At 57.4% G+C, this 12,059-nt stretch carries 12 protein-coding genes; 10 read left to right on the top strand and 2 right to left on the bottom strand.

Features of this window, described 5'->3' with window-relative positions:
• Nucleotides 1-81 precede the first annotated feature (81 nt).
• Nucleotides 82-1,380 (top strand): phenylacetate--CoA ligase PaaK, encoded by a 1,299-nt coding sequence (gene paaK / locus CWI75_RS11500; protein WP_101521633.1) that lies wholly within the window; start codon nt 82-84, stop codon nt 1,378-1,380.
• 4 nt (nt 1,381-1,384) lie between these two features.
• Here paaK and CWI75_RS11495 read toward each other — a convergent pair whose 3' ends face one another.
• Complete coding sequence (locus CWI75_RS11495; protein ID WP_101521632.1) at nt 1,385-3,484, bottom strand: 3-hydroxyacyl-CoA dehydrogenase NAD-binding domain-containing protein; 2,100 nt, start codon at nt 3,482-3,484, stop codon at nt 1,385-1,387.
• Between the two features lie 167 nt (nt 3,485-3,651).
• On the opposite strand from CWI75_RS11495, the gene paaZ reads away from it, so the two are divergent.
• From paaZ to CWI75_RS11450, 9 genes are read left to right on the top strand one after another with little or no spacing between them, the layout of a single operon-like run.
• A complete protein-coding gene (gene paaZ, locus CWI75_RS11490) occupies nt 3,652-5,691 on the top strand; it encodes a phenylacetic acid degradation bifunctional protein PaaZ (protein ID WP_101521631.1) in 2,040 nt (679 codons plus the stop codon).
• 32 nt (nt 5,692-5,723) lie between these two features.
• Nucleotides 5,724-6,515, top strand: a complete 792-nt coding sequence (gene paaG, locus CWI75_RS11485) for a 2-(1,2-epoxy-1,2-dihydrophenyl)acetyl-CoA isomerase PaaG (protein ID WP_101521630.1) — start codon at nt 5,724-5,726, stop codon at nt 6,513-6,515.
• Nucleotides 6,516-6,518: 3 nt separating this feature from the next.
• Nucleotides 6,519-7,721, top strand: coding sequence for a 3-oxoadipyl-CoA thiolase (gene pcaF, locus CWI75_RS11480; RefSeq protein WP_101521629.1), 1,203 nt, complete (start codon nt 6,519-6,521; stop codon nt 7,719-7,721).
• 25 nt (nt 7,722-7,746) lie between these two features.
• Nucleotides 7,747-8,715, top strand: coding sequence for a 1,2-phenylacetyl-CoA epoxidase subunit PaaA (gene paaA, locus CWI75_RS11475; RefSeq protein WP_101521628.1), 969 nt, complete (start codon nt 7,747-7,749; stop codon nt 8,713-8,715).
• 11 nt (nt 8,716-8,726) lie between these two features.
• Nucleotides 8,727-9,011, top strand: a complete 285-nt coding sequence (gene paaB / locus CWI75_RS11470) for a 1,2-phenylacetyl-CoA epoxidase subunit PaaB (RefSeq protein ID WP_101521627.1) — start codon at nt 8,727-8,729, stop codon at nt 9,009-9,011.
• 10 nt (nt 9,012-9,021) lie between these two features.
• The gene (paaC, locus tag CWI75_RS11465; RefSeq protein WP_101521626.1) at nt 9,022-9,789 is read left to right on the top strand and encodes a 1,2-phenylacetyl-CoA epoxidase subunit PaaC; all 768 of its coding nucleotides are present in this window, start codon (nt 9,022-9,024) and stop codon (nt 9,787-9,789) included.
• Nucleotides 9,790-9,799: 10 nt separating this feature from the next.
• On the top strand, nt 9,800-10,333 hold the full coding sequence (paaD, locus tag CWI75_RS11460) for a 1,2-phenylacetyl-CoA epoxidase subunit PaaD (protein ID WP_101521625.1): 534 nt from the start codon (nt 9,800-9,802) through the stop codon (nt 10,331-10,333).
• Nucleotides 10,334-10,342: 9 nt separating this feature from the next.
• Complete coding sequence (gene paaE / locus CWI75_RS11455; protein WP_101521624.1) at nt 10,343-11,434, top strand: 1,2-phenylacetyl-CoA epoxidase subunit PaaE; 1,092 nt, start codon at nt 10,343-10,345, stop codon at nt 11,432-11,434.
• A gap of 17 nt (nt 11,435-11,451) precedes the next feature.
• Nucleotides 11,452-11,772 (top strand): EthD family reductase, encoded by a 321-nt coding sequence (locus CWI75_RS11450; RefSeq protein ID WP_101521623.1) that lies wholly within the window; start codon nt 11,452-11,454, stop codon nt 11,770-11,772.
• A 24-nt stretch (nt 11,773-11,796) separates the two neighbouring features.
• Here the strand turns inward: CWI75_RS11450 and CWI75_RS11445 are convergent, their stop codons facing one another.
• Entirely contained in the window at nt 11,797-12,024 is a 228-nt protein-coding gene (locus tag CWI75_RS11445) for an RNA-binding S4 domain-containing protein (protein WP_101521622.1), read from the bottom strand.
• Nucleotides 12,025-12,059 lie beyond the last annotated feature (35 nt).

Below are 12,059 nucleotides of genomic sequence, written 5' to 3'. Positions count from 1 at the left end.
TACATAAATGTTGATACCAAATAATATAGTGTATTATATTTGGGCGCATTAAAATAACGGGTGCCAATTGACGGAGCCGCCATGAGTAACAGTCCCTGTTTTGAACCTCTGCACGCTATAGAATCCGCAAGCCTGGATGAGTTGCAGAACCTGCAGCTGGAGCGGCTGCGTAAAACACTTCACCATGCCTATGACAATTCCCCAGTATACCGTGCCAAGTTTAATGATAAAGGTGTGCACCCCGATGATTTGACCTGTCTTGCGGATCTCTCCCACTTTCCTTTCACCACCAAAAGCGATTTACGGGACAACTACCCCTTTGGCATGCTTGCGGTACCCATGGAGCAGGTAGTGCGTATTCACGCCTCCAGTGGTACTACCGGCAAGCCCACGGTAGTGGGTTATTCAAAACATGATATAGCGGTCTGGTCAGAAGTGGTGGCGCGCTCCATCCGTGCCGCTGGTGGTCATGCCGCTGACAAAATCCACGTGTCCTATGGATACGGTTTGTTTACGGGAGGCCTGGGTGCCCACTATGGTGCCGAGCACCTGGGCTGTGCGGTTATTCCCATGTCTGGCGGCCAGACCGAGAAGCAAGTACAGCTGATCTGTGATTTTGACCCGGATATCATTATGGTGACGCCAAGTTACATGATGAATATAGCGGATGAGATGGAGCGCCAGGGAGTGGATACCCGCAAACTGTCGTTGCGGGTTGGTATCTTTGGTGCAGAACCCTGGACCGATGCCATGCGCCGGGAGATAGAGCACCGACTTGACCTCGACGCCGTGGATATCTATGGCCTGTCCGAGGTGATGGGCCCGGGGGTGGCTCAGGAGTGTCTTGAAAGCAAGGACGGCCCGACAATCTGGGAGGATCATTTCTATCCTGAGATCATTGATCCTGAAACCGGGGAAGTGTTACCGGAGGGCGAAGAAGGCGAACTGGTGTTTACCAGCCTGACCAAGGAAGCGATGCCGGTTATACGCTATCGTACCCGGGACCTCACTCGTCTGTTACCCGGCACGGCGCGCACCATGCGGAGGATGGCAAAAATTACCGGACGCAGTGACGACATGTTGATTATCCGCGGAGTCAATGTGTTCCCTTCCCAAATAGAAGAGCAACTGTTGGCCGTTGGTGGGCTTGCACCCCATTATTTTATTGAAGTCAGCAAGGTGGGACACCTGGATGCCATGGAGGTTCATGTGGAAATGGCCGTCGAGACACCTGCCGGTGCGATGCAACTATCGGCCCAGGCGCTGCAAACACGCATCAAGTCGATAATCGGTATTTCCACCGCGGTCAAGACACACGCGCCCGGCGTTATTCCTCGCTCGGAGGGGAAGGCCAGGCGCGTGTTCGACAAGCGACGCTAATGTGTCAGCCGGTCTGGTTCAGCGAGCCGATGGTAAGCCCCTGATCGTGTAGCCGGCGCAGCAGTGGTGCGGGGGTCCAGAAGCTGTCGCCGGTGCTTTGCTGCAATGTCTGCAGGCGTTCAAGCAGTGCCGCCAGGCCCAGAGTGTCAGCGTAGAACATCGGGCCGCCGCGCCAGGCCGGAAAGCCATAACCGTTCAGGTACACCACATCGACATCGCTCGGACGGGCAGCAATACCCTCTTCAACAATTGCCGCGCCTTCGTTGACCAGCGCCAGCACCAGGCGATCGACGATTTCGTCATCGTCTATCGCTCGCTGCGATACCTGCCACTGTTTTGCAATGGTTTTCAACAGACTCTCCACGTCAGGATCTGCCGCTCGAGCCCTGGTCACAGGGTCGTAACGGTAATAGCCGGCACCGGACTTCTGGCCCAGGCGTTCCATCTCCACAAGTGCATCAGCCAGCGCAAACTCTGCCACTGAACCCGAGGTAATGCCCTGGTCGCGACGTGAGCGGTAGCCGATGTCCAGGCCTGCCAGGTCGCCGACCGCAAGCGGGCCCATTGCCATACCCCATTGCTCCATGGCGTTGTCAATCTGTGTTGGTGTGGCGCCTTCGAGCAACAACAGCTGGGCCTGGCGGCCATAGGCCTTGAGCATGCGGTTGCCGACAAAACCATGACACACGCCTACCGCTACAGGAATTTTGCCGATTGTTTTGGCCAGTTTCATGAACGTTTTTATTACATCCGGGGCCGTCTTTTCCGCGCGCACGACTTCCAGCAGTTTCATGATATTGGCGGGGCTGAAAAAATGCGCGCCGATCACATCCTGCGGGCGTCGGGTAGTCCCGGCAATAACATTGACATCAAGATAGGACGTGTTGGTCGCGAGAATGCAGCCGGGTTTGCAGACGTTGTCGAGCTTGCGAAAAACCTCCTGCTTTACTTCCATGTTTTCGAAGACGGCCTCAACGACCAGGTCGACACCGGCGATATCATTGTAATCAAGGGTGCCGCTGATATTCCCGAGCCAGCTGTCGACCTGCGCTGCACTGAAACGACCACGGGCGACAGAGTTGGCATAGTTCTGGCTGATTTTTTCCAAACCATTATCCAGGTAGTCCTGCCGGGTTTCCACCAGGGTGACTGGAATGCCGGCGTTGGCAAAGCACATTGCGATACCGCCGCCCATGGTGCCGGCGCCGATAATGGCGACACTGTCGATGGCGCGTACCGGTGTTTCAGGGGCGATGTCGGGTAGTTTTGTTGTGGCCCGCTCGGCAAAAAACACATAGCGCAACGCCGCGGATTGCGGCGAGTCCCGACAGGCAAGGAAGTATTCGCGCTCCCGTTTCAGGCCCTCTTCCAGCGGGGTGTCCAGTGACAGTTCTACCAGGTCGGTGATATAGCCCGGGGCAATCTGTCCGCGGGTTTTACGTGCAGTCTGTTGGTGGTGTTTACTGAAGAAGTCCGGCTGCGAGGGCGGCGCAACCGGAAGTGCGCCGGTAATCCTCGTCGGCGCCTTCTCCGCTATCAGCTGCCGGGCCCATTCAATGGCGCCAGGCGCCAGCTCTCCCTCCAGGATGTGATCAATAAGCCCATATTCCAGCGCGCTATTGGCCTCTATGGGGGCGCCACTACTGATCATCTTCAGTGCCCGTTCCGCACCCACCAGCCGCGGTAAGCGCTGCGTGCCGCCGGCACCGGGTAACAGGCCCAGCTTGACTTCAGGCAAGCCCAGGCGAGTGCCGGCGAGGGCCGCACGGTAGTGCGCGGCCATTGCGAGCTCGAGCCCACCACCGAGTGCATTACCGTGCAGCGCCGCCGCCACGGGTTTGGGGAATGTCTCCAGGGCGGTAATAACATCGGGCAGGCTGGGGGCCTGCGGAGGCTTGCCAAATTCGGATATATCGGCGCCCGCGATAAAGGTTTTGCCTGCGCAAAGCAGCAGCAGCAGCTGGCTGCTATCTGATCGAGCCTGTGCCAGGGCATCCATAATACCTGCCCGCACTGAATGCGAGAGTGCGTTGACGGGCGGGTTATCGATGTGAATGATCCCCAGGCCGTTGTCCAGTTCATAGCGTACGGTGTGTTCTTGCATGCTTTTTCCTTATAAAAATGATGACTGTAAAACGCTCGACAATAATCCAAAGTATTACATAATGCTTTACAGAAGGTAATCATTGTGTATCATATTCTTGTTCCCGGGCAGGTCTCCAGGGCGCGCGCCGGTTTGATGCAGGGCAAATAATACAGGAGAGATGTCCCATGAAGTTACCCAGTTATGTTATCGGCCAGTGGCATGAAGGGTCCAGTGACGGAGTTGAAGTGCTCAATGCCGTTACCGGCGACCCGATATGCGAGGTAAACAGTGACGGTATCGATTTTGCCGCTGTCTTGCGCCACGGCCGCGAAGTGGGGGGCACAGCCCTGCGGGGGATGACATTTCACGAGCGCGCCGCCGCTCTCAAGAATATGGCCAAACACCTGATGGCCAAGAAGGAAGACTTCTATGCGCTCTCCGCCAAGACCGGCGCCACCCGTGCAGACGGCTGGGTGGATATCGAGGGCGGTATCGGGACGGTATTCACGTACGCCAGCCTGGTCACCCGGGAAATGCCCAACGATGTGGTGATGGTCGAGGGTGATGTGGAGCGCCTGTCCAAGAATGGCAGTTTCCTGGGGCGCCATATCCTGACGTCCAAACCCGGTGTGTCGGTCCATATCAATGCTTTCAATTTTCCCTGCTGGGGTATGCTGGAAAAGATTGCGCCCAGCCTGGCGGCGGGTGTGCCCGTCATTGTAAAACCGGCGACGCCCACGGCTTATGTGACCGAGGCCATGGTTCGGGAAATGATCGCTGGTGACTTTTTCCCGGAGGGTGCGATTCAGCTGATCTGTGGTTCCGTGGGTGATCTGCTGGATCACGTGGTTGAGCAGGACGTGGTGACCTTTACCGGCTCTGCCAGTACCGGGCGAAAATTGCGCTCGCACCCGAATGTTATTGCGAATTCCGTTCCCTTTACCATGGAAGCCGATTCACTGAACTGCGCGCTGTTGGGGAACTCGGTTGAAGCCGGTGACCCGGAGTTTGACCTCTTCATCAAGGAAGTGGCCCGGGAGATGACTGTCAAGGCGGGACAGAAGTGCACTGCCATCCGTCGTATTATTGTCCCTGCGGGGCAACTCTCAGCAGTAAGCGAGGCCCTGCAGGCTCGCCTTGAAAAGATTGTGGTAGGCGATCCGGAAGCGGAAGGCGTACGCATGGGGCCGCTGGTCGGTCGCGACCAGGCTCGGGATGTGCGCGCCAACGTGGAGCGGCTTGCCGGTGAATGCTCTATTGTTTATGGCGGTGGGGAGGTCTCCCTGACAGGCGCCGATGGCAACAGTGGCGCTTTCTTTCCGCCTACCCTGTTGCACTGCGATGCGCCGTTCAGCAAAACGCTGGTACACGAAGTGGAAGCGTTCGGGCCGGTCAGTACCCTCATTCCCTATGACAGCCTGGACGATGCGATTGCCATTGCGCGTCTGGGCAAGGGTAGCCTGGTGGGTTCCCTGTTCACTTATGATGACCAGGAAGCGAGGCAGGTGATACTGGGTACGGCGCCGTGGCACGGACGAATGCTGATTATCAACCGCGACTGTGCAGCGGAATCCACCGGCCACGGTTCCCCGTTGGCGCAGCTTGTACATGGTGGGCCGGGGCGGGCCGGTGGCGGCGAAGAACTCGGCGGCATGCGCGCAGTCAAACACTATATGCAACGCACAGCGCTACAGGGTTCTCCTACCACGTTGATGGCAATTACCTCTGAATACCATCCCGGTGCGGTTGAGTACTCAGACCCGATACATCCCTTCAAGAAGCATTTTGAGGACTTGCGGGTTGGTGAAACCCTGCTGACCCACCGACGCACGGTCACCGAGGCGGATATCGTTAATTTCGGTTGTATCAGTGGGGACCATTTCTACGCCCATTTTGATGAAATTGCGGCAAAGGACTCGTTTTTTGGTAAGCGGGTGGCACATGGTTACTTTGTCATTTCAGCGGCTGCGGGCATGTTTGTCGACCCGTCACCCGGCCCCGTTATTGCAAATTATGGGCTGGAGAACCTGCGCTTTATCGAGCCCGTAGCACCTGGTGATACGATCCGCAGCAAGCTTACTGTGAAAAAGAAGATCAAGAAGGCACCCAGGGGCGAAGAAAAGCCGAATGGTGTTGTAGTGTGGGCCATTGAAGTCACCAACCAGGCAAATGAGCCCGTTGCTGTTTACGACATCCTGACGCTGGTCGAGCGTCGCGACGCCTGAAAGGCTGTATACGGAAATGGGGAGTAACAGGCATGACGTATAGTGATATTGAATTCAGCGTGAACAATGGTGTGGCGGTACTGGCACTTAACCGCCCTGAATCCCTGAACAGTTTCACGGCGGCAATGCACGGGGAAGTGCAGGAAGCCCTGGCCCACGCAGCCCAGGACACGTCCATACGCGCATTGTTGTTGACCGGCAATGGCCGTGGCTTTTGTGCCGGCCAGGATCTCAATGATCGCGCCGTCGCACCGGGAGAGGATCTCCCGGACCTGGGGGACTCGGTTGAAAAATACTACAACCCGTTGATCCGGCGCCTGACGACCCTGGAAAAGCCGGTTATTTGTGCGGTGAATGGTGTGGCGGCAGGTGCGGGAGCCAATATCGCCCTGGCTTGCGACATTGTCATTGCCGCGCGTTCGGCGAGTTTCATCGAATCTTTTTCCCGCCTGGGACTGATCCCCGACTCCGGGGGTACCTGGATATTGCCGCGCCTCGTGGGCATGGCCCGTGCCAAAGGGCTGGCCATGCTCGGCCCGAAAGTGCCGGCCGAGCAGGCACTGGCCTGGGGCATGATCTGGCAGGTGGTGGATGACGACGCACTGATGTCCGTGGCGACAACCCTCGCCGAACAGATGGCGACCCAGCCAACCCGTGGTTTCGCGCTGACCAAGCAGGCGTTTGCTGCGTCTGCGGCGAACACCCTGGACGAGCAGTTGGAGCTTGAGAAAGAGTTGATGCGCGCCGCCGGAAAAACCAGTGATTACCGTGAAGGCGTCGCCGCCTTTCTGGAAAAACGCACACCACGCTACATTGGAGAATAACTGATGCAAGATGCCTTTATCTGTGATGCGGTGCGCACACCGATCGGTCGCTACGGTGGCGCGCTGTCATCGGTGCGTCCCGATGACCTTGCCGCGGTGACCCTGCAGGCCCTGCAGGCTCGTAATCCCGCAGTGGACTGGTCACAGGTTGACGATGTCTGGTTTGGCTGTGCCAACCAGGCCGGTGAGGATAATCGCAATGTGGCGCGAATGAGCGTGCTGCTCGCGGGCCTGCCGGTAACGGTGCCCGCGGTGACCGTTAACCGCCTGTGCGGCTCAGGCATGGATGCGGTAGGCTCTGCTGCCCGCGCCATCAAGTGCGGCGAAGCGGCCCTGGCGATTGCCGGTGGTGTTGAATCCATGTCGCGGGCTCCGTTTGTGGTGGCCAAGGCCGGCAGCGCTTTCAGCCGCGATGCGCAGATGTTTGACACCACCATGGGCTGGCGTTTCGTGAACAAACTGATGCAGCAGCAGTACGGTATTGATTCAATGCCGGAGACGGCAGAAAACGTTGCACAACAGTTTTCCATAGAGCGCGAAGCCCAGGATGCTTTTGCCCTTCGTAGCCAACAGCGCGCGGCCGCGGCGCAGGAAGCCGGGCATTTCAATAGCGAACTGGTGCCGGTGACTATTCCCCGGCGCAAGGGCGAGCCGGTAGTGGTGAGTGTCGACGAACATCCACGAGCCACATCACTGGAGGCGCTGGCCGGATTGCCAACACCGTTTCGCGAGAACGGTACCGTTACCGCCGGTAATGCGTCGGGCGTGAATGACGGTGCCTGTGCGCTGGTGCTTGCATCGGCAGGGGCAGCACAGGCGAATGGCCTGACCCCCAGGGCCCGGATACTGGCCATGGCCAGCAGCGGACTCGAGCCACGCATCATGGGCTATGGTCCGGTTGATGCGTCACGTAAAGCATTGTCGCTGGCGGGGCTATCGCTGGCAGACATGGATGTCATCGAACTGAATGAGGCGTTTGCGGCGCAGGGCCTGGCGGTTTTGCGCGGCCTGGGTTTGCCCGATGATGCGCCACAGGTTAACCCCAATGGGGGTGCGATAGCCCTGGGGCACCCTCTGGGTATGAGCGGTGCGCGGTTGGTGACAACCGCCATGTACGAATTACATCGCCAGGGCGGTCGTTACGCCCTGTGTACGATGTGCGTGGGTGTGGGACAGGGCATAGCCCTGATTATTGAACGCGTATAAACGACGACTAAACCGGAGTTTGGCCATGACAAAAATCCGACCAGAAACAGACGTATCGCCACAGGAAGCGGTTTTCCAGACACGTATTGATGCCGAGGAAAAAATAGAGCCGAAAGACTGGATGCCGGACAAGTACCGGAAGAACCTCATCCGGCAGATTTCACAGCATGCCCACTCGGAAGTGATCGGTATGCAACCGGAGGGCAATTGGATAACGCGCGCCCCGACCTTGCACCGCAAGTGCGTCCTGTTAGCCAAGGTGCAGGATGAAGGCGGCCACGGGCTGTATCTGTACAGTGCTGCCGAAACCCTGGGTGCGAGCCGCGAAGAAATGGTAGAGGCCCTGCATGCCGGTCGCGCCAAGTACGCATCGATTTTCAATTACCCCTCTCTCACCTGGGCGGATATGGGGGCGATTGGCTGGCTCGTGGATGGCGCCGCGATTGTCAACCAGGTGTCCTTGCAGCGCACCTCTTACGGTCCCTATGCCCGCGGTATGGTGCGGATCTGCAAGGAGGAAAGTTTTCACCAACGGCAGGGCTATCACATCATGATGACCCTGGCCCAGGGTAGCGCAGAGCAAAAGGCCATGGCGCAGGATTCCCTGAATCGGTTCTGGTGGCCGTCGCTGATGATGTTTGGCCCCCATGACAGCGAGTCCGCGCATTCGGCACAGTCGATGAAATGGAAAATCAAACGCCAGAGTAATGATGAGTTACGGCAGAAATTTGTCGACCAGACGGTGAAACAGGCCGAGGTCATCGGCCTGACTATCCCCGATGCCGACCTGAGCTGGAATGAAGAGCGTGGACACTATGATTTTGGCGAGATTGACTGGGAGGAATTCCACCGGGTAATCAATGGCGACGGGCTCTGTAATCGCCAGCGGCTGGCACACCATGTCAAGGCGCACGAGGAAGGGGCGTGGGTGCGCGATGCCATCACCGCTTACGAGGCCAAGAAACGTCAACGGGACGCGCAGGCGGCCGCATAAAGGAGATACAAATGTCAGCGCATATGAAGCTCTTTGAGGTATTTATCCGCTCCCGTCGCGGCCTGGATCACAAGCATGTCGGCAGTTTGCACGCCGAGGATCCGGCCCAGGCGCTGGAGTACGCGCGGGACGTTTATACCCGGCGCAGTGAAGGCGTCAGTATCTGGGTGGTCAATTCATCCGCTATCGTGTCTTCACAGGAAACGGATTGCGAAAGCTTTTACGATCCGCTCGACGACAAACCCTATCGTCACGCGACGCATTACCAGTTGCCTGATGAAGTTAACAACATGTGAGGTGGGTTCAATGTCTGCTATGACGACACAGGAAGCAACCCGGCAGTACGCGATACGCCTGGGTGATGATGCCCTGATTCTGGGCCATCGCCTCTCTGAATGGTGCAGTAACGCACCGTTTCTTGAGGAGGACCTGGCGCTGACCAATGTGGCACTGGACTTTATAGGCCGTGCACGCATGTTTTACAGCTACGCGGCGGAGCTCAGCGGCGATGGTCGCAGCGAGGACAGTTTCGCCTACCAGCGCGATTGTCGTGAATTCACCAACCTGCTGATGCACGAACTGCCACGCGGGGATTTTGCCTTCACCATGGCTCGCCAGTATCTTATTGATGAGTATTCCCTGGCGTTTATGGAGCAGATGCTCTCGTCCACAGACCCAACCCTGGCGGCTATTGCTGCCAAGGCGGTCAAGGAATCACGCTACCATCTTCGTCGCAGTCGCGACTGGGTACTGCGCCTGGGCGACGGCACAGAGGAAAGTCACCAGCGCATGCAGACTGCCATCAATGAGCTCTGGGGTTACAACGCGGAATTATTTGAAATGGATACCCTGGAAGCGGATCTCGCAGGGCAGGGCATCGCGGTTGATACCACTGCATTGCGCCAGCCGTGGTCTGCCGCAGTGCAGGCGACTCTCGCCGAGGCCACCCTTGCGGTGCCGGAAACGGACTGGTCCGTGCGCGGTGGCCGCCAGGGACTGCATACGGAATCGCTTGGTCATCTGCTAAGCGAACTACAGTTTATCCAGCGCGCCTACCCGGGCCTGGAATGGTGAGGCCGGCGCAATGAAAGCGCCCAATCACATCCCGCTGCTGCCGGCTGAGGAGTACGAGCGCCGGCAGCGACGTGAAACCTCTTCTGTGCCGGCTCTCTGGGATCTGCTTGACGAGGTCAAGGATCCGGAAATCCCGGTTATCAGCCTGTGGGAGCTGGGTGTCCTGCAGGATATTGCAGTGGAAGGTGATACCGTGGTGGTGACCATTACACCGACCTATTCCGGCTGTCCCGCCATGACCGTCATGGCCGAGGATGTCGTGACTGCGTTGGCCGCAGCGGGCTATCACTCCACTGAAATTGTCACGCGGCTGGCACCCGCCTGGAGCAGCCTGTGGATGTCTCCAGAGGCAAAAGAAAAGCTTCGGCACTACGGTATTGCGCCCCCGGGCTGCGGTTCCACCAGCGCACCGGAGCCCATCGCCTGCCCGCACTGTGGCTCTGATGATGTGCGCAAGATCAGCGAGTTCGGTTCCACCGCCTGTAAATCCCTGTACCAGTGTGGCGACTGCCGTGAACCTTTCGATTATTTCAAGCCTATTTAGGATACCGTTATGGCCGAGGCACAATTTTATCCCCTTACTGTCGCCGGTGTGCAGCCTGAGACCGATAATGCGATCAGGGTCAGTTTCACGGTTCCGGAAAAACTGCGCGACCACTTCCGCTATAAGCCGGGCCAATACCTGACGTTGCAGTCAGAGCTGGACGGTGAGCCGGTACGCCGTTCCTATTCAATCTGTTCCGGGGTTCATGATCCGGCAATTGAGATTGCGATCAAGCGCGTGGAAGGTGGTTTGTTTTCCAATTTTGCCAACGACAGCCTGCGCGAGGGGGATACCCTCGAGGTTATGCCGCCCCAGGGTAACTTCCATGTTGAGCTGGATGCGCAGCGGTCCAGAAACTATCTGTTCATTGCGTCGGGTAGCGGAATTACTCCGGTGATCTCCAATATCCGATCCATACTTGCTGAAGAGCCCGGGAGTTGCGTCACACTGCTTTACGGCAACCAGCGCAGCAATACCATCATGTTCCGCGAAGCCCTGGGCTTTCTCAAGAATCGATACCTGACCCGTTTGCAATGGGTCAATATATTGAGCAAGGAAGACCAGGGCGCGGATATCCTTAACGGGCGTTTAAATAATCGCAAGGGCGCGGAACTGAACCGGCGATTGATAGACCTGAAGAATTATGACGAATATTTTATCTGTGGGCCAGAGTCGATGATTTCAGAGGTCTCGCGAGGATTGCGCGGCGTCGGTGTTACCGAGGAGCACATACACTATGAACTGTTTGCCGCATCTGCGGCGGACGCGAGCGCTGTAATTGCCAAGCATCACGCCCGCGCACTTGCCTATGCAGGCAAGGCGAGTGAGGTGACCATCGTCATGGATGGTCGCGGCAGCCACTTCAGCCTCGCTGCAGATGGCGAAAATGTGCTTGATGCCGGTCTCAATCATGGGCTGGATCTGCCGTTTTCCTGTAAAGGTGGCGTATGCTCAACCTGTAAGGCGCGTTTGCTGGAGGGTTCGGTGGACATGGATATTACCCATGGTCTTGAGCCGGGTGAGATCGAGCAGGGGTTCATCCTTACCTGCCAGGCGCATCCGGTCAGCGAGAAAATAGTGGTCGACTTTGATCAGAAATAAATGACAGGAGCATCACAATGTATTGCATGACTGTCGAATACCCGAAAACGGATAACAGCACGTTTGATTACGATTACTTCCGGGACCATCATGTGCCCCTGTGCGTGCATCTCTTTGCCGATCATGGTTACGTAGGTGCGGTGATGCGCAGTCATGGCGGTAAAAAACCCGGTGCCGGAGACCTTAACTGGGTGGCCATAGACCTGCTGTTTGAGTCAAAGGACAAGTTACAGGAAGCCCTGGCCGGGGGTGGCGCTGAAGTTAGTGCCGATGTGCCTAACTATACCAATGTAAAGCCGCATATGAGTTTTTCCGAGGTTACCCTCTACCTCGTTTAAAGGGTGTCGGCCCAAAGCGGTTTTTCATGTTGGGCTTGTTCCCGGGAAAACAATACGCAGATTTTCGCCGGCAAAGGTGATGGTGTCGCCGGCGACAATTTTTTTACGTTTTTGTGTCTCAATGACGCCGTTGACGCTGACTTGTCCGTCAGCTATGGCGTTTTTGGCTTCCGCGCCGCTGGCGGCGAGGCCTTCGAATTTCAGAATCTTGTAGAGTTCGACGGGTACTCGTGTCACTTCGACGTTTCTCATGGCGGCAGGCTCCTGTCAGGGGGTATGGGGCAGTA

Source organism: Kineobactrum sediminis (genome assembly GCF_002868715.1).
Classification (GTDB): Bacteria; Pseudomonadota; Gammaproteobacteria; order Pseudomonadales; family Halieaceae; genus Kineobactrum; species Kineobactrum sediminis.
The sequence above is the reverse complement of the archived record's forward strand: the minus strand, read 5'-3'. Positions and strand labels throughout refer to the sequence as shown.